The sequence below is a fragment of the Acidovorax sp. JHL-3 genome, from assembly GCF_000526295.1.
GTDB classification, from domain to species: Bacteria; Pseudomonadota; Gammaproteobacteria; order Burkholderiales; family Burkholderiaceae_C; genus Acidovorax; species Acidovorax defluvii.
Genome location: NZ_JAFU01000001.1, coordinates 1,917,596 through 1,941,676 on the forward strand (window position 1 = coordinate 1,917,596; position 24,081 = coordinate 1,941,676).

Consider the following 24,081-nt stretch of genomic DNA (forward strand, 5'->3'; position numbering starts at 1 on the left):
TCTGTCGCTCGGTATGGCTGGTGCCGTGCTCAGTTGGCGATACCGTCGGCTGTGAGGCGCAGCACCCGGTCGGCGCGCGCGGCGGCGGCGTCGGAGTGCGTGACCAGCACCAGCGAGGCGCCATGTTCGCGCGTCTGCGCGAGCAGCAGGTCCATCACACGCGCGGCCGTTCCGGGGTCCAGGTTGCCGGTGGGTTCATCGGCCAGCAGCAACCCGGGGCGGTGCACCAGGGCGCGCGCAATGGCCACGCGCTGCAGTTGGCCACCGCTCAGTTGCTGGGGCAGGCGCTCGCCCAGGTCGGCCAGGCCCACGGCTGCCAGCATGTGCTGCACCCGATCGGGTTCGGTGCGGCCCAGCAGCATGAGCGGCAAGGCTACGTTCTGCGCCACGCTGAGGTGGGGCAGCACATGAAAGGCCTGAAACACAAACCCCACATGGGCGCGCCGCCACAGGGCGCGCTGCGCTTCATCCAGCGGCGCGAGGTCGGTGTCGCCATGCACGATGCGCCCCGCATCCCAGTGGTCCAGCCCCGCCAGGCAGTTGAGCAGGGTGGATTTGCCCACGCCCGAGTCGCCCACGATGGCCACAAACTCCCCCGGCTGCACTGTGAACTGCACGTTGGCAAACACCGGCGTGCCGCCGTAGTGTTTGGCCAAGGCCTCGACGTGAAGAACGCTGCTCATGGGGCGCCGTGCTCCGTGCGCTCCAGGCGGTGCAGCACGGCCTGCACCAGGCGGGCGGTGGCATCGGGCTGGTCGCAGGCAATGGTGTGGCGGTGCGGCATGCTGCGCAGCCAGGTGATCTGGCGCTTGGCCAACTGGCGGGTGGCGGCAATGCCGCGCTCGCGCAGCCCGGCCAGGTCCAGCGGTGCTTCGGGGCCGGCCGCCGTTTGGGCATCGAGCGCTTCCCAGGCCTGGCGGTAGCCCACGCAGCGCATCGACGGCAGGTCGGGGTGCAAGTCGCCGCGCGCACGCAACTGGCGCACTTCGTCCACAAAGCCTTCCGCCAGCATGGCGTCAAAGCGCCGTGCAATGCGCTCGTGCAGCCAGGCGCGGTCTTCGGGCTCCAAAGAAAAAAGGGCGGTAGCGCTTATGGAGTCTGCGCTAGTAGCTCTCTTTTTTGTAGTGTGAAAGTGGGAGATGGGTTGGCCCGAAACATGCCACACCTCCAGCGCACGCTGGATGCGCTGGCTGTCGGCGGGCGCCAGTCGTGCGGCGGTGGCGGGGTCCACGCGGGCCAGTTCAGCGTGCAGCGCGGGCCAGCCCTGGTCAAACGCCTGGGCCTCCAGCCGCGCACGCACGGCAGCGTCGGCGGGGGGCATGTCGTCAATGCCGTCAAACAGTGCCTTGAAATACAGCATGGTGCCGCCCACCAGCAGTGGCAGGGCGCCGCGCGCGCGGATCTCGCCCATCAGCCGCTCGGCGTCCTGCACAAACTCGGCGGCGCTGTAGGCCTGCAACGGGTCGCGGATGTCGATCAGGTGGTGCGGCACGGCGGCCAGCTCGGCGCGCGTGGGCTTGGCAGTGCCAATGTCCATGCCCCGGTACACCAGGGCCGAATCGACGCTGATGATCTCGACCGGCAGGCGCGGTGCCAGCACGGCCGCCAGCGCCAGCGCGCCGGCCGTTTTGCCTGAGGCCGTGGGCCCGGCAATGGCGATGGTGGGTAGCGGTGTATTCATGCCTTGGTCGGCTCCCCGAATTTCTGCACCAGTGTCCACGCGGCGAGGGCGGCGCACACGCCCCAGAACCACACGCCCAAGGCAAGCGGCAGCACCGTGCCGTCCATGCGCTGGCCCAGCCATTGGCCCACACCAAACGCCACCAGCATCATGACAAAGCCGTTCAGTGCGGCGGCCGTGCCGGCGGCATGCGGAAAGGGGCCCACGGCGCCGCTCTGGCTGCAGGGCATGTGGATGCCATGCGCGATCTGGTAGAGCAGAAACGGCAGGGCATAGGCCCAGCCGTTTTGTACGCCAGCAAGCGCGAATACACCCATCAGCGTGCCCCCTGTGGCGCTGAGCAGGCCCGCCAGCGCGATGCTGCGGCGCAGCCCCCAGCGCACCAGCAGGCGCCGGCACAGCACCGTGCCGGTGATGTACATCGCTGCGTTGCACGACAGCAGCAGCCCATAGGCCGTGGGGCTCCAGTCCAGCACCTGGATGAAGGTGAACGACGAGGCCGCCAGGTACGTGAACAGGCCCGCATAGGTGAAGGTCGTGGTGGCCGAGTAGGCCAAAAAGCTTGGGTGGCGCAGGATCTGCACCCAGGTGCGCGCCAGGTGCGCAGGGCGCAGGGCCTGCGGGTTGGGGCGGGCCAGGGTTTCTTCAAAACGCAGCAGGACCAGCAGCAGCGCCATGGCGCCAAAGCAGCAGAGCGCCACCATCGTGGCGCGCCAGCCCAGGTGCCCGGCCAGCAGGCCGCCCAGCGGCGGGCTCAGGCACGCAATGATGCCCAGGCCCGTGAGGGCGCGCGACATGGCGTGGGCCCCTTGCACCGGGGCATACAGGTCGCGCACTACGGCGCGCGCACCCATCACGCCGGCGCCCATGGCAGCGCCCTGTACGGTGCGCCAGAAGATCAGCGCTTCCATGGATTGCGCCAGCGCGCAGCCCAGCGCGGCCAGCACATAGGCCACCAGCCCCGCTAGCAGGATGGGGCGGCGCCCCCAGCGGTCCGACAGCGGCCCCCATACCAGTTGCGAGCAGCCAAACGCCAACAGCAACGCCGTGAGCGTGAGTTGCGATTGCGCCATGCTGGCCAGCAGTTGTGCCTTGAGCGTGGGCAGCGCGGGCAGATAAAGATCGGTGGTGACCGGCTGCAGGCCCAGCATCAGCGCCAGCAGGCCAATGACCAGCCAGGCTGGCATGGCCGCAGCACCCGTGTGTGCCGGGGCGTTGGAAGCGTCAGACATGCGCTGGAGGGTAGCAGATGCCGGCAGCAGACAAAGCCTTGCCAGACCCCGGGTACAACCCGTTTTGGAGGCCGCTCAAGACAGTCGGGACGCCGACTGCAGGGGCGTGGACGTGTCGATGGACAGCTCCCCCGCATCCGATGTGCTCACGCCGGCTGCCAGCCGCACACGCAGGGCCAGATCGGTGCGGGAATCGGCATTGTGCAGGGCTTCCTCCAGCGAAATCCGGCCTTCCGTGTACAGCGCGTACAGCGCCTGGTCAAAGGTGCACATGCCGATTTCGGTGCTGCGCCCCATGGTCTCCTTGATGCCCGAAAACTCGCCCTTGGCGATCAGATCGGCGATGTAGGGCGAGTTGAGCATCACCTCGACCGTCGGCACCAGCTTTTCGTGCAGACCCGGAATCAGCCGCTGCGACACCACGCCTGCCAGGTTCATGCTCAGGTCCAGGAGCAACTGGTGGTGCGCGTCTTCGGGGAAGAAGTTGATGACCCGTTCCATCGCCTGGTTGGCATTGTTGGCGTGCAGCGTGGACAGGCACAGGTGGCCGGTCTCTGCGTAGGAAATGGCCTGTTTCATGGTCTGGCGGTCGCGGATCTCGCCGATCATGATCACGTCGGGCGCCTCGCGCAGCGCGTTCTTGAGCGCATCTTCATACGACAGGGTGTCGATACCCACTTCCCGCTGGTTCACCACCGAGCGCTTGTGGGCGTGCAGAAACTCCAGCGGATCCTCGATGGTGAGGATGTGCCCGGTCACGTTTTCGTTGCGGTAGTTGATCATGGAAGCCAGCGTGGTCGACTTGCCCGACCCGGTGGCCCCGGTCACCAGCACCAGCCCGCGCTTGCGCAGCACGAGCTTTTCAAGGATTGGCGGCAGGCCCAGTGCCGCCAGCGGCGGAATCTTGCTCTTGATGTAGCGCACCACCATGCCGGTCTCGCCGCGCTGCACAAACACATTCACCCGAAAGCGCCCCAGGTTTTCAGCCGAGATGGACAGGTTCATCTCCATCTTTGCCTCGAACTCGCTGATCTGCTTTTCGTTCATGACCGAATAGGCCAGCTGCTTGACCTGGCCGGGTTGCAGTGCGGGCATTTTCAGGGGGTGGGTGACGCCTTCGATCTTGAGGTTGACGGGCGCGCCCACGCTGAAGAATAGGTCGGAGCCACCCTTCTCGACCATGGCGTTCAGAAAGCTGAATATTTCCACTGTGAATCCCGTGATTTGTGGCAATTTGTATCAAGCATCAAGCATAGCCTGCAAGCTGCCGCAGCCAAAAAAAAGGGGCCGAAGCCCCTTGATGCTGGTGCGCGAATGCGCGTGGGTGGCTTACACCACACCCTGTGCCAGCATGGCGTCGGCCACCTTCACAAAGCCGGCGATGTTGGCGCCGTCGATGTAGCTGATGGAGCCATCGGCGCGCTGGCCATACTTCAGGCAGGCGGCATGGATGCCTTGCATGATCTGCAGCAGGCGGGCGTCCACTTCTTCGGCGGGCCACGACAGGCGGGCCGCATTCTGGCTCATCTCCAGGCCCGAGGTGGCCACGCCACCGGCATTCGATGCCTTGCCAGGTGCGTACAGCACGCCAGCGGCCTCAAACGCCTTGGCCGCTTCGATGGTGGAAGGCATATTGGCGCCTTCGGCCACGCACAGTACGCCGTTCTTGATCAACGTGGCGGCATCGTCGGCGTTGAGTTCGTTTTGCGTGGCGCAAGGCAGGGCCACGTCCACGGGGATATGCCAGGGCGTCTTGCCGGCCTGGAATTCGGCACCCACCAGCTGGGCGTAGTCGTTGACGCGGCCGTATTTGTGGTTCTTCACTTCCATCAGGATGGCCAGCTTTTCGGGCGTGAATCCGTCCTTGTCGTACACCGTGCCGCTGGAGTCGGACACCGACACCACCTTGGCACCCAGGGCCATGGCCTTTTCCACGGCGTACTGCGCCACGTTGCCCGAACCGGACACCGACACCGTTTTGCCGTCAAACGACTGGCCACGGGTCTTGAGCATCTCTTGCGCAAAATACACCGTGCCGTAGCCGGTGGCCTCAGGGCGGATCAGCGAGCCGCCGAACGACAGGCCCTTGCCCGTGAACACGCAGTCGGCACGGTTGCTGAGCTTCTTGTACATGCCGGCCATGTAGCCCACCTCGCGGCCGCCCACGCCGATGTCACCGGCCGGCACATCGGTGTCGGCGCCCACATGGCGGAACAGTTCCGACACGAAAGCCTGGCAAAAGCGCATCACTTCGCCGGGGCTCTTGCCCTTGGGGTCGAAGTCCGAACCGCCCTTGCCGCCACCCATGGGCAGCGTGGTCAGCGCGTTCTTGAAGGTTTGTTCGAACCCCAGGAACTTCAGCACCGACAGGTTCACCGAGGGGTGAAACCGCAGACCGCCCTTGTAGGGGCCGATCGCCATGCTGTGCTGGATGCGGTAGCCGCGGTTGACCTGCACGGTGCCGTGGTCGTCCACCCACGACACGCGGAACATCACCACGCGCTCGGGCTCGACCAGGCGCTCCAGCAGGCCGTGTTCGGCGTAGCGGGGGTGCTTTTCAATGAAGGGCCAAAGGCTTTCCATGACTTCGGTGACAGCCTGCAGAAATTCAGGTTGACCAGGGTTGCGCTGCGCGACCTGCGCAAGGAAGCTGTCTACGGAGTCGTACTTCATGGAAAGGGGCTTTCTGTGCAAAAAAACGAAGAATGCGGCGTTGCAGCATCGGATTATGTCAAAAACACATGCGCTCATGCACAAACTGCGCACAGTCGTGGGGCATTTCGCGCGCCGTGCGAGTTTTTGGTGCGCTGAAGGGCTGTTTTGGTGCGCTCTGGCGGTCGGTTCTGGTGCGTTGCCATGTCATGCGCTTGTCACCCTTTCTCGCCACAGTGGTCTGCTTTCACTACGCCAAAGAGGGACGAACAACATGCACAAACAACAAGCGGCAAGAGCCGGGGTTCTGGGTCTGACACTGGCCGCGGCGCTGGCTGCGTGCGGTGGCAGCGATGATGCGCGCTACCCTACGCTCACGGGCGATCGGCCGCTGGTGATTGGCCACCGGGGCGCGTCGGGCTATCTGCCCGACCACACGCTCGAGGGCTACAAAAAGGCCATCGACATGGGCGCCGATTTCATCGAGCCCGATCTGGTGGCCACCAAGGATGGCGTGCTCGTCGCCCGCCACGAGCCCAACATCACCGGCACCACCGATGTCTCCACCCGCGCAGAATTTGCCAGCCGCAAGACCAAGAAGGTGGTCGATGGCGTGGAAGAGGAAGGCTGGTTCGCATCGGACTTCACGCTGGCCGAAATCAAGACCCTGCGCGCCATTCAGCCCCTGTCCGACCGCGACCCACAGTACAACGGCAAGTTCCAGATTCCCACGCTCGATGAGGTGCTGGACCTGGCCAAGAGCGAAGGCAGCAAGGTCGGCCGCACCGTGGGTGTGTACCCTGAAACCAAGCACCCCACTTACCATGCCAACCTGGGCCTGAAGCTCGAAGACCGCCTGCTGGCCACACTGGCCAAGTATGGCTACACCACCAAGGCATCGCCGGTGATCGTGCAGTCCTTCGAGGTGTCCAACCTCAAATACCTGCGCAGCAAGACACAAATCCGCCTGGTGCAACTGGTGGATGCCGACGACGTCAAGGCCGACGGCAGCATGTCGCTCGTGGCACCCTACGACAAGCCCTACGACTTTGCCGTGGCCGGCGACAAGCGCACCTTCGCCAGCCTGCTTACCCCCGAAGGCCTGAAAGAGGTGAAAACCTATGCCGACGGCATCGGCCCCTGGAAGCCCTACCTGATCCCTTCCAAGCAAGTGGACGCCAACAACGACGGCAAGGCCGACGACCTGAACGGCGACGGCAAGATCGACGAGCGCGACCGCGTGATGATGCCCGCCACCGCTGTGGTGCCCAATGCGCATGCGGCCGGCCTGTTCGTGCACGCCTACACCTTCCGCAGCGAGGCCAAGCGCCTGGCATCGGACTTCAAGGGCGACCCCAAGGCCGAGTACAAGCTGTTTTATGCGCTGGGGGTGGATGGCGTGTTCAGCGACTTCCCCGACACCGCCAAGGCCGCGCGGGATAACTGAAGCCCCCCGGAGGCGCTGCGCGCCATCCCCTCAAGGGGGATGCTCCCAGCGCCTGCACGTGGGACGATTGGCGGCCGCTTGCGCGGGAGCGCTGCGCGTCGCTTGATCGCTCTGTCGGCCGTTGGGGCCGTGACCTCAGGCGTCCCGAGGAGTCACTACCGCCCGCGCAAAAACAGCCCGTCCAGCTCTTTCATCGAGAGCTGCCGCCACGTCGGGCGGCCGTGGTTGCACTGGTCACTGCGCTCGGTCACTTCCATCTGCCTCAGCAGGGCGTTCATCTCGTCGAGGGTGAGTTTGCGGTTGGCGCGCACGGCGCCGTGGCAGGCCATGGTGCCCAGGATTTCATTGCGGGCGCGTTGCACCACCGTGCTGGCGTCGTGGGCAGCCAACTCGGCCAGCACGCTGCGGGCCAGTTCCACCGGGTCACCTTGTGCCAGCGTGGTGGGCACGGCGCGCACCGCCAGCGTCTTGGGGGAGAAGGGCACCACTTCGAGGCCCAGCGTGGCCAGCACCTCTGCCGATTCTTCGGCGGTGGCCACTTCTTCGGGGGTGGCCGCAAACGTGGCGGGTATCAGCAGCGGCTGGCTCGCAATGCGCGCGCCGCTGTCCACCTGGGCCTTGAGGCGTTCATAGACGATGCGCTCATGGGCGGCGTGCATGTCCACCAGCACCAGCCCCTGGGCGTTCTCAGCCAGAATGTACACGCCATGCAGTTGGGCCACCGCGCGGCCCAGGGGCCAAGCGATCTCCTGGCTATCGCGGCCCAGCGGCCAGGCGATCTCCTGGCCGTCGCGGCCCAGGGGCCAGGCAGCTCCATCGGCAGCGCTGCCGTTGCCCGGGGCAGGCATGTCCGCGGGGTGGGCGATGAATGCGGGGGGCGTCAACGGCGTGCGCAGGGTGCCCGTCTCTGGCGCGTAGGCTGCACCCGGCGCGTTCATCCCGGGTGCGGTCGGCCCGGTGGGCCACACCGTCTCGCTGTCTTTTCGGGGCCCCCACAGCGCCTGAAGGTCTGCTACCTGGTGGCCTCGGTCATCAAATTTAATAGCTGCTTGCGCTTGCCACATAAGGGCTTGCGCCTGTTTTTGCTTGAAATAGACGGTGGCGCTCTGCGCCGTGGTCGTTTCAGGCGTGTGCGCGGCCTCGGCGGCAGCCAGTGCGGCGGCGCGGGGGGCGGCCAGCGCGTTCTCTACCGCGTGGCGCACGGCCTGGTGTACCTCGCGGCTGTCGCGAAAGCGCACCTCGATCTTGGTGGGATGCACGTTGACGTCCACGCGTGCGGGGTCGATCTCGACATACAGCGCATACACGGGTTGCTTGTGGCCGTGCAGCACGTCTTCGTAGGCGCTGCGCGCGGCGTGCGTGAGCACCTTGTCGCGCACAAAGCGGCCGTTGACATAGCAGTATTGCTGGTCGGCGCGCGAGCGCGCCGCGTCGGGCAGGCCTGCGCGGCCGGTGACGGTGACGCGCCCCTCGGTGTGGCGCACGTCCACCGATTGCGCCACGAAGTCGTCGCCCAGCACGTCGGCCAGCCGGCGCGCCAAAGCGCCCCGCACGTTGGCATCGCCTGGCACCAGGGTGGCGCGCCACTGCTCGACCAGTTTGCCCTCGTGCCAGATGGCAAAGCCCACATCGGGCCGCGCCAGCGCGTGGCGGCGCACCGATTCGACGCAGTGGGCCAGCTCGGTGGCATCGGTTTTCAAGAACTTGCGGCGCGCCGGGGTGGAAAAGAACAGTTCTTTCACCTCCACCGTGGTGCCGGTGCCACGCGCTGTCGGACGCAGCTCGCCGCTGCGGGCGTCGAGCAGGAAGGCGCTGGTCTGGTGCGCGGGGCGCGACAACAGCGCCATCTCGGATACCGAGCCGATGGCGGCCAGCGCTTCGCCCCGAAACCCCATGGTGGCAACGGTTTCCAGGTCGTGCAGGCTGGTGATCTTGCTGGTGGCGTGGCGGCGCAGGGCAATGGGCAGTTCGTCGTGCGCAATGCCACAGCCATCGTCTTCCACCGCAATCAGGCGCACGCCGCCCGCCAGCAGGCGCACGGTGATCTGCGTGGCGCCCGAGTCCAGGGCGTTGTCCACCAGCTCGCGCACCACCGAGGCGGGGCGTTCCACCACTTCGCCGGCGGCGATCTGGCTGATGAGCTCGTCGGGCAGGTCGCGGATGGGGCGGCGGGGCGGTGGGGGGTGCAGGGTGTCGTTCACCCGGGCGATTTTAGGGCGGGGCCTCGCAGGGGCATCGGGCGGGCGGCGCCGGGCGGTGGGGATAATGCGCGCTGCCTTTGTGTTGCCGGAACCCCCATGGAATTAGTGACCTTTCTGATCGACTTCATCCTGCATGTCGACAAATACCTCGAAGCCTTTGTCACCAGCTATGGCGCCTGGGTGTATGCGCTGCTGTTTCTGATCGTGTTCGTGGAGACCGGGCTGGTGGTCATGCCTTTTTTGCCGGGCGACTCGCTGCTGTTCATCGTGGGTGCGCTGTGCGGTGCCGGGCTGCTGAATTTTCCGCTGGCCTGCACGCTGCTGGTGGTGGCGGCCATTTTGGGCGACCAGTGCAACTACTCCATCGGGCGCTATTTCGGCCCCAAGGTTTTTCAGTGGGAGGATTCGCGCTGGTTTAACCGCCGGGCGTTTCAGCAGGCGCATGATTTTTACGAGCGCTATGGCGGCATCACGATCGTGATCGCGCGCTTCATGCCCTTCATTCGCACCTTCGCGCCCTTTGTGGCCGGCGTGGCCGAGATGTCGCGCGGCAAGTTCACCGCCTTCAACGTGGGCGGAGCCCTGCTGTGGGTGCTGGGAATCTGCTCTGCCGGCTACTTTTTTGGCAACTTTGCCTGGGTGAAAGAAAACCTGGACAAGATCATTTGGGCCATGATTTTCATACCCGGACTGATCGCTATTTTTGGCGCCTGGCGAGCTGGCCGCAAGGCCACCGTGGCCTGACTGCCCCACAAAAAAAGAGTGCCTGGCGCGGAATCAACCCGCGCCAGGCACTCTTTTGACAGGACTGGATTAACGGCGTGGCTTGCGTTGATCGCGGTCTTCGCCGAGTTCGTGGCCGATGAGGGCGCCGGCTGCGGCACCCCCCACGGTGCCCAGCGTGCCGCCCAGCACGGCGTTTCCGGCAACGCCCCCGACCACGGCGCCTACGCCGGTGCCGATCTGGGTGTTGGTGGGATTGGAGGCGCATCCACCCAGGGCAAGGGCGGCGGCACAAAAGGTGGAGGCAAGGACAAGACGGGTATTCATGGAGGGGTTCCTTTTAAGATGGGTGGCCAAGCCGGGACTGGAGGTGCAGTCAGGGCCGCCACAAGGGCATGGGCCCACTATCGCGCCCTGCTCGCGGCTGCGGTGTAGGAGCCTCCGGCCAGAGCGTGTAGGACAAGGCATGCGTGGGGTGGCCACATTGCCCAGCCCATGGCCGCCTGCGGCCTGCAGCCTGCAGCCTGCAGCCTGCAGCCTGCAGCCTGCAGCCCGTGTGTCGGCGGCTCGGGCCCCCGGGCCCGGTCAGCCCGCAACCAGGCAGATGGTGACCAGCAGCGAGGCGTCTTGTACCGCTGTCAGTGCGTGCAGTGCCCGTGGCTGCAGGTGCACCAGATCGCCCGCGCGCAGCAAATGCGTGGCGCCGCCAGACTGAAAATGCACCGTGCCTTCCAGGCATTGCACGGTGATCTCACCGGGGGTCTGGTGCTCGCGCATGCTCTTGCCGGCGGGCAGCACCACGCGCATGACTTCGAGCTGGCCCGCCTTGAGGATGGCGCTGGAGGTGGCCTGTGCCAGCCGGTCACCCAGCGGAAGGACACTGACGACCTGGCCAGAAGGGGTGTGGGTAAGTGCCATGGGGGTGTCTCCTGTTCAGCGGGGTGAAGTGGCCGAAATTACATTGCAAAAACGCCCTTACACCGACCGGCTGCGGGCGAGCGGCGGGTTTTTGGCGAAATACCGCGAGATGCCGCGCATCAGTGCATCTGCCAGCTGCACCTGGTAGGCGTTGCTGCGCAGGCGCGCTTCTTCTTCGGGGTTGCTGATGAAGGCGGTTTCCACCAGCACGCTGGGAATGTCGGGGGCCTTGAGCACGGCAAACCCGGCCTGTTCCACCCGGGGTTTGTGCAGCTTGCCCACATGGCGGATCTCACCCAGCAGCACCGTGCCCAGGCGCAGGCTGTCGTTGATCTGCGCCGTGGTGCTCATGTCGAGGAGGGCGCGTTGCACATGCCGGTCTCTGGACTGCACGTTGAGCCCCCCCACCAGGTCGGCCTGGTTCTCCTTGTTCGCCAGCCAGCGCGCCGCAGTGCTGGAGGCACCGCCCTGGCTCAGCGCAAACACGCTGGCGCCGCGTGCGGCGGGCGTGGTGAATGCGTCGGCATGGATGCTGACAAACAGGTCGGCCTGCACGCGCCGCGCCTTCTCGACACGGGTGCCCAAGGGCACGAAATAGTCACCGTCGCGCGTGAGGTAGGCGCGCATGGGGTTGCCGCCCACGGTGGTGGCGTTGATGCGGTCGCGCAGCAGGTGGGCCACGCGCAGCACCACGTCTTTTTCGCGGGTGCCCGCCGGGCCGATGGCGCCAGGGTCTTCGCCACCATGGCCAGGGTCCAGCGCCACGATGATGATGCGGTCGGTCTGCGTGGCGCTGGCACGGGTGCTGGCAGTGCCGCGCGCGCTGGCCTGCGCCGGGGCTGCGGCAGTGGCCACCGCCACTGGGGCAGCAGGGGGCGGCGGTGCCTCGGGCGGCAGCGCACGCGTGGCGCGCTGGGCCATCAGCTCGCCCAGCGGGTCGGGCTCGGCGGGGGCTGTGGCTGTGGCGGGCTGCGGTGCGCGGGAGCGGGGGACGACGGGCGTTGCAGGCTCTTTGGATGCGGTGGGGGACGTTGCTGCAGAGGGCGCATCCCGCAGGCGTTCGGCAATCAGGGCTTCCAGTGGGTCCACGGGTTCTGCGGGGTACAGGTCCACCACCAGCCGGTGGCGGTAGGCGGCCACGGGCGGGAGCGTAAACACCTGGGGCAGCGCAGCCTGCTTGAGATCAATCACCAGACGCACCACCCCCGGCGTGTTCTGGCCCGCGCGGATGCCGGCAATGTTGGGGTCGTCGGGTTTGACCTTGGCCACCAGCTCGCGCAGTTCGGGGCTCAGGTCGATGCCTTCAATGTCCAGCGCCAGGCGGGGCGGGGTGGTAACGAAAAACTGCTTGGTGGTGAGTTGACCGTCGGATTCGATGGTGACGCGCGAATACTCGGGCGCCGGCCACACGCGCACCGCCAAAATGGTGGCGCCCCGCGCAATTTGCTGTGTGCCCAGCAGCAGCACCAGGCTGCCAGCCTGCAGCAGCGTGCGGCGCGACGGGGCGGACGGCAGGGAGGGGTGCAGCGGGCCGGCGTCGGGTGTCATGCGTTCATTCCTTGCAGCAGGCCGCGGCCCAGGGGCGTGTGGGCCAGCAGCGTGACCTTCCTGTCGGTTTCGTCAGTTGCTTCAATGTATATAGCAAGGTCGTCAAGCGGAGTAAGCGCCGCAGCCTTTTCTGGCCATTCTGCCACCTTGAGGCCCGGGCTGGCAAAAATGTCCCTGAAACCAGCGTCTTCCCATTCGCGCGGGTCGTCAAAGCGGTAGAAGTCGAAGTGCCACACCGTCGTGGCGTGAGGGGCGAGCCCCGGCGCCTCGTGTGGCTCAACCACGGCATAGGTGGGGCTTTTGATGCGGCCCTGCACGCCCAGCGCGCGCAGCAGGTGGCGCACCAGCGTGGTCTTGCCGGCCCCCAGATCGCCATGCAGCGTGAGGAAGGCATTGGCCAGCAAGGGCTGCGCGGCCAGCGTGCGGGCCCATGCCGCCGTGTCGTCTTCGCTGCGCCAGTTCAGCACGCGCGCGCCGTCGGCAGGGGCTTGTGGGGCGGAGGTTTCTACAATCCGGCCGATATGTGGTGCAACAGTCAACTCGTTCCTCAAGTGCGGGAGTGGGCCCGTGAGCTGGGATTTTCCCAAATTGGCGTGGCGGGCGTGGATTTGTCTGCGTCCGAGCCCGGATTGATGCAGTGGCTGGCGCAAGGGTTCCATGGCGACATGCATTACATGGCTGCGCATGGCCTCAAGCGCGCCCGCCCGGCCGAGCTGGTGCCGGGCACCGTGAGCGTGATCACCGCGCGCATGGACTACCTGCCGCGCGACATGTCCATGCAGGCGCATGGCGGCTGGCAGGCCGTGGAGTTTGCCCGCCTCGCGCGCCCGCAAGAAGGCATTGTGTCGGTGTATGCCCGGGGGCGCGACTATCACAAGGTGCTGCGTGCGCGACTGCAAAAGCTGAGCGACCGCATTGGCGAGGCCATTGGCCCTTTTGGTCACCGCGTGTTCACCGATTCGGCGCCGGTGCTGGAGGCCGAACTCGCCGCACGCAGCGGTCAGGGCTGGCGCGGCAAGCACACGCTGGTGCTCAACCGCGAAGCGGGCTCGATGTATTTTTTGGGCGAGATCTACGTGGACATGGCGCTGGCGCCGAGTGAGCCCGTCACTGCGCACTGCGGCAGCTGCAGCGCCTGCATCGACGTGTGCCCCACGCAGGCCATCATTGCGCCGCACCGGCTGGATGCGCGGCGCTGTATCTCGTACCTCACCATCGAGCACGCGGGGCCAATACCGATAGAGCTGCGCCCGTTGTTGGCCAACCGCATCTATGGCTGCGACGACTGCCAGCTGATCTGCCCCTGGAACAAGTTTGCGCAGGTCAGCCGCCTGCCGGATTTTGACGAGCGCAAGGGCCTGGCGGGCCAGCAGCTGGTGCATCTGTTTGCCTGGGACGAGGCCACCTTCTTGCGCATGACCGAGGGTGGCCCCATCCGCCGCATTGGCCACGAGCGCTGGCTGCGCAACGTGGCCGTGGCGCTGGGCAACGCGCTGCGTGCCACGGGTGACGGGGCCGTGCGCGCGGCGCTGCAGTCACGGGCGCAAGACCCCAGCGAACTGGTGCGCGAACATGTGGCGTGGGCGCTTGATTTTGAGTGAAAAGTGCCTCTAGCCCTTTATGGATAAGCGCTAGCAGCTATAAAAACAGGAGTTATCAGCCCTTTGCCAGCAGCCCGGTGGCTTTGAGCGTGACCGCCAGCCCCTGCACAAACTGTGCATAGCCCGCCGCATTGGCATGCACGCTGTCGGCGCGCAGGTGCTCGCTGGCCAGCACATCAGCCCAGCCTTTGCTGTGCAGCGGAATCTTCAGTGCGCTGGCAATCTCTTCGTACATGGCGTGATCGCTCAACCGGCCTGCCGCCGCCATCAGCGACAGCTCGGGCACGGCCACCAGCAGCACCTGCGCGCCACTGGCGCGGGCCTGCTCGCAGATCTGGCGCACGTGGGTGCGTGTGACCGATGCGCTCTGGCGGCGCAAAAAATCGTTGCCGCCAATGCTCACGATCACCAGCGCGGGGCTGTGCGTTTGCAGCAGCGCGGGCAGTCGTTCCAGCGCCTGTGCTGCGGTGTCGCCTGAGACGCCGCCATTGATGACTTTCCAGCCTGTCAGGCGCTGCAGGACGGCGGGGTAAGCGGCATCGGGTGATGCGCCCACCCCCGAGGTCAGCGAATCGCCCAGGGCCAGCACCGTGGCCCCGGGCGCAATGGGCTGGGCGCGCGGCGCTTTGCGGCCACAGGCGGCAAGCGGTGCCAGCAGCGCGCTCACCAGGCCGGCCGCCAGCACGCGCCGGCGCGAGGGGCGCGAAGTGTGCGAGGGGCGGGAGAGGCCGTACGCTTCGGGTGGGAGTGGTTGAGTCTTCATTGCAAAAACCCCAGCGCAAAAGGCAGGCTGACGACGCCCAGCAGCGTGGACAGTGTCACCAGCCCCGCCACATACGGCCCGTTGTAGCCCATGCGCGCCGCCAGCACATAGCAGGTGGAGGCCGTGGGCAAGGCCGAGAACGCCAGCAGCACAGTGGTCTGCACCGGGTTGAGTGCAAACAGCTGCGCCATGGCAAATGCGATGAGCGGCTGCGCCAGGTGGCGAATGGCCAGCACGGCGGTGCTGAGCGTTTTGCTGCGCGTGAGCAGGCCGAACTGCATGCCCGCGCCCGCCGCCATCAGGCCCAGTGCCAGCGAGGCCGCGCTGATGCGGCTCACCGTGGGCTCAAGCCACTCGGGAATGCGAAAGCCCAGCAGGTTGGCCACCAGCCCCGAGGCAGTGGCAATGATGAGCGGGTTGCGCAGCAGTTCGCGCGCAAAGCCATGCTGCCCGTGGCGTGCCATGGGCCATACGGCGGCCACGTTGAACAAGGGCACGCAGACACCGATCAGCACGGCAATCAGCAGCAGGCCCTGCGCGCCGGCCAGCCGCTCGGCCAGCGCCAGACCGATGAAGGAGTTGAAGCGAAACGCCACCTGCGCGCTGGCTGCGTGGTCGCGGGCGTCGATGCGCTTGCCCAGCCACGGCCAGTACGGCAGGCTGTAGGCCAGCGCAATGCCCGCCAGACCAGAAAGCAGGCCCGCGCCAATCAGGCCCGACGCGGCGCCGATGTCCACCGGGCTCCTCACAATGGACTGGAACAGCAGCACCGGAAACAGCAGGTAGTACACCAGGCTTTCCACCGGCTGCCACACCGAGCGGTTGAGTGCGGTGTAGCGACAAACCAGGTAGCCGAAGAGGATGAGGGTGAAATCGGGGAGGAGGAGCTGGGCGTAATTCACGGTGCCGAGAATACCCGAGGGGGCCGTTGTGTTCGGGTTGGCCCCTATGGGGAATCCATAGGTCTGAGCGCCATGCGTTGCGCGTACGATAGGGTGGTCTTTTATCCACACAAAGGAGAACTGAATGCACCGTCGTCAATGGCTTGCTCTCACCCTTGCAGCCGCTGCTGGCAGCGCCGCGGCCCAGGGCTATCCCACCAAGGTCATCAAGCTGCAAGTACCGTTTGCACCCGGTGGCACCACCGACATCATTGCCCGCGTGATTGCAGACCCGTTGGGCCGCGCGCTGGGCCAAAGCGTGATCGTGGAAAACAAGTCGGGTGGCGGCGGCATCGTGGGCGCCAACGAAACCGCCAAGTCGGCACCCGATGGCTACACGCTCGGCGTGGCCACGGTGTCCACCACAGCGGCCAATCCGGCCATCAACCCTAAAACGCCGTACAACCCGCTGACGGATTTCACGCCCATCATCAACATCGCGGCCACGCCCAACATCATTGCGGTGCACCCCAGCTTCGCAGCCAAGGACTACAAGTCGTTCGTGGCCGAAGTCAAGAAGTCCCCTGGCAAGTATTCATACGCGTCGTCGGGCACGGGCGGCATTGGCCACCTGCAGATGGAGCTGTACAAAAATCTGTCCGGCACTTTCGTGACCCACATCCCCTACCGTGGCGCAGGCCCCGCCCTGAACGACACCGTGGCCGGCCAGGTGCCCATGATTTTTGACAACCTGCCTTCAGCACTGCCCTTCATCAAGGAAAACCGCCTGGTGCCCATCGTGGTGGCTGCACCCGAGCGCGTGGCGGCGCTGCCCAATGTGCCCACCTTCAAGGAACTGGGCCTGGAGCCAGTGAACCGCATGGCCTACTACGGCATCGTCGGGCCCAAGGGCCTGCCCAAGGAGGTGGTGGACAAGGTCAACGCAGCAGTGCGCAAGGCGCTGCAGGATCCGGCCGTGAAAAAGCGCATTGAAGAAACAGGCTCGATCATCGTGGGCAACACCCCCGACCAGTTTGCCGCGCAGATCAAGGCCGAGTACGCGGTGTACAAAGACGTGGTGGCCAAGCAGAAGCTGACGCTGGAATAATCCGGCGGCTTGCCACGCCAGCCGCCCGCAGTCCGGGCGGCTTTTTTACGTGCTATCGTTTTTAGATGCTTGCTGCCAGCCTGACCGCCATCGATACCTTTGTGGACGCCCTTTGGCTGGAGGACGGCCTGGCCCGCAACACACTGGCCGCCTACCGGCGCGACCTCACGCTGTATGGCACCTGGCTGGCTGGCCAGCAACCTGCACTGGCACTGGATGACACGGCCGAGCACCACCTGCAGGCCTATTTTGCCGAGCGCCATGCGCAGACGCGGGCCACATCGGCCAACCGGCGCCTGACGGTGCTGCGGCGGTATTTTCACTGGGCGCTGCGCGAGCGCCGCATCAGCGCCGACCCCACGGTGCGGCTGGAGGCGGCACGCCAGCCGCTGCGCGTGCCCAAAACCCTGTCGCAGGCACAGGTGGAGGCGCTGCTCAATGCGCCCGACGTGGGCACGCCGCTGGGCCTGCGCGATCGCACCATGCTGGAGCTGATGTATGCCAGCGGCCTGCGCGTGACCGAGCTGGTCACGCTCAAGACCTTTCAACTGGGCCTGAATGAAGGCGTATTGCGGGTGATGGGCAAGGGCAGCAAGGAGCGTCTGGTGCCGTTTGGAGAGGAGGCACGGCTGTGGATCGAGCGCTACCTGCAGGAGTCGCGCGGCGTGATTCTGGGTGGCCAGCAGACCGAGGACCTGTTTGTCACCCAGCGGGGCGCCGGCATGACGCGCGTGATGTTCTGGATGATCGTCAAAAAGTGGGCGGCGGTGGCGGGCATTACCGTGCCCTTGTCCCCGCACACGCTGCGCCACGCCTTTGCCACCCATCTGCTCAACCATGGAGCCGACCTGCGGGTGGTGCAGCTGTTGCTGGGGCATGTCGATATTTCCACCACCACCATCTACACCCATGTGGCGCGCGAGCGCCTGAAAGCGCTGCATTCACGCCACCACCCCCGGGGATGACGGCGGTAACGGGGTGGTAGCGGGGATAACGGTTGAACGGTGCAGGCAGGCCCGCGCGATCTGCGCCAAAATCGGCAGCTTTCCCTGAACACCGAAAGCCGTCATGCCCTTCAAAAGCCGTCGCAGCCTGCTGGCCGCCCTGTGCCTGAGCGCCCTGGTGCCACCACTGGCACATGCCCAATCCCAACCGGCCGCCTGGCCCGCCAAGCCCATCCGCATCGTAGTGGCTTACCCCGCAGGCGGGGTGAGCGACACGGTGGCGCGTGCGCTGGCGGACAAGCTGGCGGTGCAGCTGGGCACCCCGGTGGTCATTGAGAACAAGGCGGGCGCCAGTGGCAGCATCGGCGTGGATGCCGTGGCCAAGGCAGCGCCCGATGGCTATACCCTGGGCTTTGCCGCCATCAGCCCGTTGGCACTCAACCCCCATCTGGGTAAATCGCCGTTTGACCCGCAAAAAGACATTGCGCCCGTGGTCAGTGTCATGTATTCGCCCGTGCTGTTGCTGGGCACCCCGGCCGGCAAGGCGAAGGATTTTCGCGATCTGCTGGCCACCGCGCGCGCCAAGCCGGGGGAGATCCGCTGGACCACCTCGGGCCCGGCGTCGCTGGGCCACATCATGCTCGAGCAGATCATGGCCAGCGCACAGGTGCAGATCACCCATGTGCCCTACAAGGGGGGCGGCCAGCAGATGAACGATGCCCTCGGCGGGCAGTTTGAAGTGCTTTCCACCAATGCAGGCCCTGCGGTGCAGCAGCATGTGAAAGCGGGCAAGCTCAAGCCACTGGCCGTTGGTGCCCCTGCGCGGCTGGCCAGCCTGCCCGACGTGCCCACGCTGGCGGAGCTGGGCCTGCCTGCTGCCAACATGTCATCGCTGTTTGGCATTTACGCGCCAGCTCAGACCCCAGCTGCGGTGCTGGAGCGGCTCAATGCCGAGCTGAACAAGGCACTGGCACTGCCCGATATCCGCAGCAAGCTCGATGCCACCGACAACGTGCCCACGGGCGGCACGGCGGCCGAATTTGCCCGCCAGATTGCGCTGGAATCCGAGAACAACGCCCGCATCATCCGCAGCGCGGGCATCAAGGCCAACTGACTCTGGGGGGCGGGCAGCCGAAAGCTGCTTCGTTTTTGCCCCTCGGAGCGGGGCCTTTCACGCCGCGCGTGCCGCCCCTTTGGATGTGGGCGGCACGGTGACCAGATTAGTCTTCGTTCAGCGTTTCCGCCCAGGTGAGGGCTTGCAGGTGCGCCCAGTTGACCTGGCGGTTGGACAGGTGCAAGGACTCGGCGGCCTTGGCAAATGCGGCCTCGTCGCCGCTTTCGCAGGCGCGTGTGAGTTCGAGAAACGGCGCAAAAACGCCGGTGCCGTGCAGCAGTGCGTCCGTCACGGGTTGGGGCAAGGCCACCGATTCCAGGGCTTTTTCCAGGGGCACGCCCAGCATCACATCCAGCAGTGAGAAAACGCCCACCACAAAGGCGTTGTCGCATTCCTCGGGGGGCAGCAACTCGGCGGCCAGCAACTCCATCAGGCGACCACGCACCACCGCAGTGGTTCCCACGGCCGGCGGGGGACCGCCTGCGCGCGACGTGGTCATGAGCAAGGCGGCCCAGCGGAACAGCTTCTTGAGGCCCAGGATCATCACGGCATGGCGGAACGACGTGACTTCGCACGACAGGCCAAAGCCCGACGAGTTGATGAAACGCAGCAGGTTGAAAGACAGCGTGGGGTCTTTCTTGAGCAGGTCTTCGATCTCGGCCGTGCTGGCCTGTTTGCGCACCAGGTTGATGAGCTGGATGATGGTGGCCTGCGACGGGCGTATGGTGGTGGCCTTCACCAGCGAGGGTTTGGCGAACCAGTAGCCCTGGAACAGCTTGACCCCCAGGTCCGCCATCAACTGGTATTGCTCGGGGGTTTCCACCTTTTCTGCAATCAGCGTGGCCTGGCTGTGCATGCCGGCAAATTTGACCAGCGGGCCCGCCAACTCGGGCTTGAAGGCCTGCATGTCGAGCTTGATAAAGCCCGCCAGCGGCAACCACGACACATAGCTGCGCTTGAGCACATGCTGATCGAACGCCAGCCGGAAACCCCGGGTGCGCAAGGCGTCCAGTGTGGCCACCCGCGCTTCAATTTCCTCGGCCGTGGCGCTGTCGGCGAGTGGGGGCACTTCGAGCACCACCTTGTCGGGGTGGATGAGCTCCAGGTGCCCGCCGGCGAGGCTTTCATGCGTGCAGTTGATGAATACGGTCTTCTTGCCCACCAGTGCTTCGGTGCCGGCATACGACAGGGCATTGAACAGCAGCGCGGCATCACTGGCAGCGGTATGTGAGTCCGACGCCGTGGAGCGGTCGAACAGCTCGTAACCATAGACTGCTCGGTTGGCGTCCACGATGGCTTGGCGTGCAATGATGGCCAGATTGTCGGTCTCTGTGCCGTCTGGGGCAGCCACTTCGGCTTGCGGAATGTCTTGTTCGTTGATGCTCGACATGGATACGCTGGTAAGGGTGTTGCGGGGGGTCCGGTCCATTCTAGACCGGAGGCTCTGCCCGCAAGGTCAGTCCGTGAGCTGGTCCGCCCAGGCCAGTGCCTGCAGATGGGCAAAGTTGATTTGCTGGCTGGACAGGTGCAGGGTGCCCGCTGCACGGTCAAACACGGCGTCGTCGCTGGATTCGCAGGCCTCGGCGAGCGTGAGCAGGTCGCCCAGGAAGCCTTCGCGCCGCAGCAGCGCGTCCGCGACCTCATCGGGCACGCTCAGCAGGCCGAGCGCTGATTCCATGGGCATGTTCAGCATCACGTCCAGCAGCGAGAAAATGCCTGCCACAAACGCGAGATCGGCCTCTTCAGGGGGCAGGGTTTCCAGGGCCAGCAGTTCCATCAGCCGCCCACGCACCACGGCGGTGTGGCCCACCGGCGACGGCGTGCCACTGGAGCGCGAGGCGGTCAGCAGCAGGGCCGCCCAGCGGAACAATTTTTTCAAGCCCATGAGCATCACTGCCTGGCGGAAGGATGTGATCTCGCGGTTCAGGCCAAAGCCCGAGGAGTTAATGAGCCGCATGAGGTTGAAGGCCAGTCCCGCGTCTTTTTTGAGCACTTCCTCGATGTCGTCCGTGCTGGCCTGCTTGCGCACCAGGTTGATGAGCTGGATGATGCTGGCCTGCGAGGCCGGGAGCAGCTTGGCCTCGATGAGCGCGGGGCGGGCGAACCAGTAGCCCTGGAACAGATCAATGCCCTGGCTGGAAACCATGTCGTATTGCTGCGCGGTTTCCACTTTCTCGGCAATCAACTCGGCCTGCGAATGCCGACCGGCATAGCTGATCAGCACGGCCAGCTGGTCGGGGGCGAGCACCGACAGATCCAGCTTGATGTAGTCTGCCAGCGGCAACCAGGGCGCGTAGGCGGATTCGAGCACGGTGTGGTTGAACGCCAGGTGAAAGCCGCGTTCGCGCAACCCCGCCAGAATGGGCAGGCGGGCCACCACCTCGGCGCTGGCGGCATGGCCCAAGGGGGGGATTTCGAGCACGACCTTGTCGGGGTCCAACAGTTCGAGGTGACCACCCGCCAGGCTTTCATGGGTGCAGTTGACGAAGATGAGCTTCTTGCCCACCAGCTCTTCGGTTCCGGCATGGGAGAGCGCGGTGAACACCAAAATGACATCGGTGGCGGCCGTATGCCCTGCGCCTGTGCGTGAGCGGTTGAACAGCTCATAGCCCACCACCATGTGCTGCGCGTTCACGATCGCCTGCCGCGCAATCATGGCAACAGACGACTGGTTGGGAGGCGGCGGTGAGTTGGCACCGTTGGCAGGATGTGTGGACATGGGGTGGGGGGTGTTGGTTTCAGCGTGCCAAGAATGTCGGACGCGGCGTTGGCGGATTGTAGAAAAGTTCGGCGTTTAGGGCGCCTGGATCACCCCTGCTGCAGCCACAGCAATTCGGCTTCGGTAAAGCCGGCGCTGCGGCGTGCGGCCTCGTTGAACGGGGGCTTGAGCCGGGGCGCCTCGTACTGGCGCACGAGCTGGCCATAAAGGCTTTCGGGGTCCAGCCCCTGGCGCGCGCACAGCCAGCGGTACCAGTGGTTGCCAATGGCCACGTGGCCCACCTCGTCACGCAGGATGGTGTCCAGGATGTCCACGGCAGCCAGTGCATCGGGGGTGCCCACCTGGCGCAGCTTGCGCTGGATCTGCGGCGTGGCGTCCAGGCCGCGCGCTTCCATGGTGCGGGGCACCAGGGCCATGCGGGCGACGATGTCGTGCTGCGTTTTCTCGCACATGGTCCACAGACCCTGGTGGGCCGGGAAATCGCCATAGTCGTGGCCCTGGCGGCGCAGGTGGTCGCGCAGCAGCCTGAAGTGCTGGGCCTCTTCGGCCGCCACGCGCAGCCAGTCGAGGTAATAGGCCGGCGGCATGCCATCAAAACGCCAGACCGCATCAAGGGCCAGGTTGATGGCGTTGAACTCAATGTGCGCAATGGCGTGGATGAGGATGGCACGGCCCTGTGCGGTGGCCGGGGAGCGGCGCGCGACCTCGGTGTGGCGCAGCAGGGCGGGGCGCTCGGGGTGGCCGGGCAGGGCGGCGGCCTCTGGCGGGGGTGCAGGGGCTTGTTCTGCTATTGAAAGCATAGCTGCCTGCGCTTGAAGGTCAAGCGTTGCGGCCGCTTTTTGTTCTGGGTCTGAGAGGCACAAGACCTGCAGTGCACGTTGGCGAAGCTCCATCCTTACAATTCTAGGCCCTGCCTGGAGTTGGTTGGAGGGCCAGAGCAGATGCTTTGTAACCAACCGGCAGATCCATTTTTTACGGAGTGTGTTGCATGGCGATTTACGAACTCGATGGCGTGGCCCCGCGCGTGGCGGCCTCGGCCTGGGTGGCCGACACCGCGCAGGTGATCGGCAACGTGGTGCTGGGCGAGAACGCCAGCGTGTGGTTTGGCACGGTGGTGCGCGGCGACACCGAGGCCATCACCATCGGCGCAGGCACCAATATCCAGGATGCGAGCGTGCTGCACGCCGACTTCGGCCAGCCGCTGGTAATCGGTGAGCGCGTGACGGTGGGCCACCAGGTCATGCTGCACGGTTGCACCATTGGCGACGAAACGCTGATCGGCATTGGCGCCATCGTGCTCAACGGCGCCAGAATCGGCAAGAACTGCCTGGTGGGCGCGGGCGCGCTGGTGACCGAGGGCAAAGAGTTTCCCGATGGCTCCATGATCATCGGTAGCCCTGCCAAGGCCGTGCGTGAACTGAGCCCCGAGCACATCGAAGGCCTGCGCCAGAGCGCCCGGCACTACATGGACAACGCGCGCCGCTTTCAAAGCGGCCTGCGCAAGCTGGCCTGAAGCCCGCCCACCGAGCCCGACTTTTTTCTGGAATCCCTGCGTGTCTGAACTCCACAAGTTTCTTTTCGATGGCATGCCCGTGCGCGGCATGCTGGTGCGCCTGACCGAGGCATGGACCGAGATCCTGCGCGTGCGCGCGAGCAACTCCGCCACTGGCGCCTACCCTGCACCCGTGAGCGAACTGCTCGGCGAAATGGCCGCAGCCGGCGTGCTGATGCAGTCGAACATCAAGTTCAACGGCGCGCTGGTGCTGCAGATATTTGGCGACGGCCCGGTCAAGCTGGCCGTGGCCGAGGTGCAATCCGACCTGAGCCTGCGCGCGACCGCTACGGTGACGGGATCTGTTGCCGACGATGCGCGGCTGAGCCAGATGCTCAATGTGGCCGGCGGCGGGCGCTGTGCCATCACGCTCGACCCCAAGGACCGTCACCCGGGCCAGCAGCCCTATCAGGGCGTGGTGCCACTGCACGGCGACCACCATGAAAAGCTGGAGCGCCTGTCGGATGTGCTGCAGCACTACATGCTGCAGTCCGAGCAGCTTGATACGGTGCTGGTGCTGGCTGCCAACGACACCGTGGCGGCCGGCCTGCTGATCCAGCGCATGCCCCTCAAGGGCGAGGGCAACCTGGCTGGGGGCCTGACGCACCGCGAAAACGAAGACCAGATCGGCCGCAACGAGGACTACAACCGCATTGCCCACCTGGCATCAAGCCTGACCCGCGAAGAGCTGCTCACGCTGGACGTGGACACCATCCTGCGCCGCCTTTTCTGGGAAGAAAAGCTGCTGCGTTTCGAGCCCCAGCAGGGCGACACTGGCCCACGCTTTGCGTGCAGCTGCAGCCGCGAGCGCGTGGGCAACATGTTGCGCAGCCTGGGCCGGGACGAGATCGAGAGCATTCTGGCCGAGCGCGATGACGTCGAGGTGGGCTGCGAATTCTGTGGGCAGCAATACCGTTTTGACGCGGTGGATGCGGCGCAGATTTTTGTCTCTCCCATGATCAGTCAGCCGCCTGTGCCGCCTGCCATTCAATAATTC

23 protein-coding genes are annotated in these 24,081 nt (G+C 65.7%); 8 read left to right on the plus strand and 15 right to left on the minus strand.

Annotation, left to right across the window (positions count from 1 at the left end; genetic code table 11):
• Positions 1-29 precede the first annotated feature (29 nt).
• The 5 genes from K226_RS0109055 to gdhA form a co-directional block, all read right to left on the minus strand.
• Positions 30-683, minus strand: a complete 654-nt coding sequence (locus K226_RS0109055) for an ABC transporter ATP-binding protein (protein ID WP_024814497.1) — start codon at positions 681-683, stop codon at positions 30-32.
• Positions 680-1,681: a tRNA (adenosine(37)-N6)-dimethylallyltransferase MiaA gene (gene miaA, locus K226_RS0109060; protein WP_024814498.1), complete on the minus strand. Its 1,002-nt coding sequence runs from the start codon at positions 1,679-1,681 to the stop codon at positions 680-682. Before miaA ends, K226_RS0109055 begins: the two co-directional genes overlap by 4 nt.
• Positions 1,678-2,913, minus strand: coding sequence for a multidrug effflux MFS transporter (locus K226_RS0109065; protein WP_238324213.1), 1,236 nt, complete (start codon positions 2,911-2,913; stop codon positions 1,678-1,680). The genes miaA and K226_RS0109065 overlap by 4 nt, the downstream gene beginning before the upstream one ends.
• Before the next feature lie 75 nt (positions 2,914-2,988).
• Complete coding sequence (locus K226_RS0109070) at positions 2,989-4,122, minus strand: PilT/PilU family type 4a pilus ATPase (protein ID WP_024814500.1); 1,134 nt, start codon at positions 4,120-4,122, stop codon at positions 2,989-2,991.
• A 120-nt stretch (positions 4,123-4,242) separates the two neighbouring features.
• Positions 4,243-5,586, minus strand: a complete 1,344-nt coding sequence (gene gdhA / locus K226_RS0109075; RefSeq protein ID WP_024814501.1) for an NADP-specific glutamate dehydrogenase — start codon at positions 5,584-5,586, stop codon at positions 4,243-4,245.
• A gap of 253 nt (positions 5,587-5,839) precedes the next feature.
• On the opposite strand from gdhA, the gene K226_RS0109080 reads away from it, so the two are divergent.
• Positions 5,840-7,012, plus strand: coding sequence for a glycerophosphodiester phosphodiesterase (locus K226_RS0109080; RefSeq protein WP_024814502.1), 1,173 nt, complete (start codon positions 5,840-5,842; stop codon positions 7,010-7,012).
• Between the two features lie 155 nt (positions 7,013-7,167).
• Here K226_RS0109080 and mutL read toward each other — a convergent pair whose 3' ends face one another.
• On the minus strand, positions 7,168-9,213 hold the full coding sequence (gene mutL, locus K226_RS0109085) for a DNA mismatch repair endonuclease MutL (RefSeq protein ID WP_024814503.1): 2,046 nt from the start codon (positions 9,211-9,213) through the stop codon (positions 7,168-7,170).
• Positions 9,214-9,309: 96 nt separating this feature from the next.
• Between mutL and K226_RS0109090 the strand changes: the two genes are divergently transcribed.
• Positions 9,310-9,957, plus strand: a complete 648-nt coding sequence (locus tag K226_RS0109090) for a DedA family protein (RefSeq protein WP_024814504.1) — start codon at positions 9,310-9,312, stop codon at positions 9,955-9,957.
• Between the two features lie 69 nt (positions 9,958-10,026).
• On the opposite strand, the gene K226_RS0109095 is transcribed toward K226_RS0109090, so the two are convergent.
• From K226_RS0109095 to tsaE, 4 genes are all read right to left on the minus strand, one after another.
• Positions 10,027-10,263 (minus strand): glycine zipper 2TM domain-containing protein, encoded by a 237-nt coding sequence (locus tag K226_RS0109095; RefSeq protein ID WP_024814505.1) that lies wholly within the window; start codon positions 10,261-10,263, stop codon positions 10,027-10,029.
• 258 nt (positions 10,264-10,521) lie between these two features.
• Positions 10,522-10,854: a cupin domain-containing protein gene (locus K226_RS0109100; protein ID WP_024814506.1), complete on the minus strand. Its 333-nt coding sequence runs from the start codon at positions 10,852-10,854 to the stop codon at positions 10,522-10,524.
• A gap of 57 nt (positions 10,855-10,911) precedes the next feature.
• Positions 10,912-12,402, minus strand: a complete 1,491-nt coding sequence (locus K226_RS0109105; protein ID WP_024814507.1) for an N-acetylmuramoyl-L-alanine amidase — start codon at positions 12,400-12,402, stop codon at positions 10,912-10,914.
• On the minus strand, positions 12,399-12,941 hold the full coding sequence (tsaE, locus tag K226_RS0109110; RefSeq protein WP_024814508.1) for a tRNA (adenosine(37)-N6)-threonylcarbamoyltransferase complex ATPase subunit type 1 TsaE: 543 nt from the start codon (positions 12,939-12,941) through the stop codon (positions 12,399-12,401). Before tsaE ends, K226_RS0109105 begins: the two co-directional genes overlap by 4 nt.
• On the opposite strand from tsaE, the gene queG reads away from it, so the two are divergent.
• Positions 12,924-14,003 carry a tRNA epoxyqueuosine(34) reductase QueG gene (gene queG, locus K226_RS0109115; protein WP_238324214.1) on the plus strand — a complete coding sequence of 360 codons (1,080 nt, stop codon included), beginning with the start codon at positions 12,924-12,926 and terminating at the stop codon, positions 14,001-14,003. The genes tsaE and queG overlap by 18 nt on opposite strands.
• A 55-nt stretch (positions 14,004-14,058) precedes the next feature.
• On the opposite strand, the gene K226_RS0109120 is transcribed toward queG, so the two are convergent.
• Together K226_RS0109120 and K226_RS0109125 are read right to left on the minus strand one after the other, a co-directional pair.
• The gene (locus K226_RS0109120; protein ID WP_024814510.1) at positions 14,059-14,766 is read right to left on the minus strand and encodes a GDSL-type esterase/lipase family protein; all 708 of its coding nucleotides are present in this window, start codon (positions 14,764-14,766) and stop codon (positions 14,059-14,061) included.
• Complete coding sequence (locus K226_RS0109125; RefSeq protein WP_024814511.1) at positions 14,763-15,668, minus strand: AEC family transporter; 906 nt, start codon at positions 15,666-15,668, stop codon at positions 14,763-14,765. Before K226_RS0109125 ends, K226_RS0109120 begins: the two co-directional genes overlap by 4 nt.
• Positions 15,669-15,792: 124 nt before the next feature.
• Between K226_RS0109125 and K226_RS0109130 the strand changes: the two genes are divergently transcribed.
• From K226_RS0109130 to K226_RS0109140, 3 genes are all read left to right on the plus strand, one after another.
• Positions 15,793-16,755 carry a tripartite tricarboxylate transporter substrate binding protein BugE gene (locus tag K226_RS0109130; protein WP_024814512.1) on the plus strand — a complete coding sequence of 321 codons (963 nt, stop codon included), beginning with the start codon at positions 15,793-15,795 and terminating at the stop codon, positions 16,753-16,755.
• A 65-nt stretch (positions 16,756-16,820) separates the two neighbouring features.
• On the plus strand, positions 16,821-17,720 hold the full coding sequence (xerD, locus tag K226_RS0109135) for a site-specific tyrosine recombinase XerD (protein ID WP_024814513.1): 900 nt from the start codon (positions 16,821-16,823) through the stop codon (positions 17,718-17,720).
• Positions 17,721-17,823: 103 nt separating this feature from the next.
• Positions 17,824-18,813, plus strand: coding sequence for a tripartite tricarboxylate transporter substrate binding protein (locus K226_RS0109140; RefSeq protein WP_024814514.1), 990 nt, complete (start codon positions 17,824-17,826; stop codon positions 18,811-18,813).
• Positions 18,814-18,919: 106 nt separating this feature from the next.
• Here the strand turns inward: K226_RS0109140 and K226_RS0109145 are convergent, their stop codons facing one another.
• From K226_RS0109145 to K226_RS0109155, 3 genes are all read right to left on the minus strand, one after another.
• Positions 18,920-20,203 (minus strand): EAL and HDOD domain-containing protein, encoded by a 1,284-nt coding sequence (locus tag K226_RS0109145; RefSeq protein WP_024814515.1) that lies wholly within the window; start codon positions 20,201-20,203, stop codon positions 18,920-18,922.
• 66 nt (positions 20,204-20,269) lie between these two features.
• Positions 20,270-21,532, minus strand: coding sequence for an EAL and HDOD domain-containing protein (locus K226_RS0109150; protein WP_024814516.1), 1,263 nt, complete (start codon positions 21,530-21,532; stop codon positions 20,270-20,272).
• 89 nt (positions 21,533-21,621) lie between these two features.
• Positions 21,622-22,425 carry a ferritin-like domain-containing protein gene (locus K226_RS0109155; RefSeq protein WP_024814517.1) on the minus strand — a complete coding sequence of 268 codons (804 nt, stop codon included), beginning with the start codon at positions 22,423-22,425 and terminating at the stop codon, positions 21,622-21,624.
• Positions 22,426-22,520: 95 nt separating this feature from the next.
• Between K226_RS0109155 and K226_RS0109160 the strand changes: the two genes are divergently transcribed.
• Positions 22,521-23,045: a gamma carbonic anhydrase family protein gene (locus K226_RS0109160; RefSeq protein ID WP_024814518.1), complete on the plus strand. Its 525-nt coding sequence runs from the start codon at positions 22,521-22,523 to the stop codon at positions 23,043-23,045.
• 40 nt (positions 23,046-23,085) lie between these two features.
• Entirely contained in the window at positions 23,086-24,078 is a 993-nt protein-coding gene (locus tag K226_RS0109165; RefSeq protein WP_024814519.1) for an Hsp33 family molecular chaperone HslO, read from the plus strand.
• Positions 24,079-24,081 lie beyond the last annotated feature (3 nt).

Coding starts and splice junctions, on each gene's coding strand:
- K226_RS0109090 (WP_024814504.1), top strand. CDS start 9,310: ATGGAATTAGTGACCTTTCTGATCGACTTCATCCTGCATGTCGACAAA.
- K226_RS0109065 (WP_238324213.1), bottom strand. CDS start 2,913: ATGTCTGACGCTTCCAACGCCCCGGCACACACGGGTGCTGCGGCCATG.
- K226_RS0109160 (WP_024814518.1), top strand. CDS start 22,521: ATGGCGATTTACGAACTCGATGGCGTGGCCCCGCGCGTGGCGGCCTCG.
- xerD (WP_024814513.1), top strand. CDS start 16,821: ATGCTTGCTGCCAGCCTGACCGCCATCGATACCTTTGTGGACGCCCTT.
- K226_RS0109120 (WP_024814510.1), bottom strand. CDS start 14,766: ATGAAGACTCAACCACTCCCACCCGAAGCGTACGGCCTCTCCCGCCCC.
- K226_RS0109130 (WP_024814512.1), top strand. CDS start 15,793: ATGCACCGTCGTCAATGGCTTGCTCTCACCCTTGCAGCCGCTGCTGGC.
- K226_RS0109150 (WP_024814516.1), bottom strand. CDS start 21,532: ATGTCCACACATCCTGCCAACGGTGCCAACTCACCGCCGCCTCCCAAC.
- K226_RS0109145 (WP_024814515.1), bottom strand. CDS start 20,203: ATGTCGAGCATCAACGAACAAGACATTCCGCAAGCCGAAGTGGCTGCC.
- K226_RS0109080 (WP_024814502.1), top strand. CDS start 5,840: ATGCACAAACAACAAGCGGCAAGAGCCGGGGTTCTGGGTCTGACACTG.
- K226_RS0109140 (WP_024814514.1), top strand. CDS start 17,824: ATGCCCTTCAAAAGCCGTCGCAGCCTGCTGGCCGCCCTGTGCCTGAGC.
- K226_RS0109105 (WP_024814507.1), bottom strand. CDS start 12,402: ATGACACCCGACGCCGGCCCGCTGCACCCCTCCCTGCCGTCCGCCCCG.
- K226_RS0109100 (WP_024814506.1), bottom strand. CDS start 10,854: ATGGCACTTACCCACACCCCTTCTGGCCAGGTCGTCAGTGTCCTTCCG.
- miaA (WP_024814498.1), bottom strand. CDS start 1,681: ATGAATACACCGCTACCCACCATCGCCATTGCCGGGCCCACGGCCTCA.
- K226_RS0109095 (WP_024814505.1), bottom strand. CDS start 10,263: ATGAATACCCGTCTTGTCCTTGCCTCCACCTTTTGTGCCGCCGCCCTT.
- K226_RS0109055 (WP_024814497.1), bottom strand. CDS start 683: ATGAGCAGCGTTCTTCACGTCGAGGCCTTGGCCAAACACTACGGCGGC.
- queG (WP_238324214.1), top strand. CDS start 12,924: ATGTGGTGCAACAGTCAACTCGTTCCTCAAGTGCGGGAGTGGGCCCGT.
- gdhA (WP_024814501.1), bottom strand. CDS start 5,586: ATGAAGTACGACTCCGTAGACAGCTTCCTTGCGCAGGTCGCGCAGCGC.
- K226_RS0109155 (WP_024814517.1), bottom strand. CDS start 22,425: ATGGAGCTTCGCCAACGTGCACTGCAGGTCTTGTGCCTCTCAGACCCA.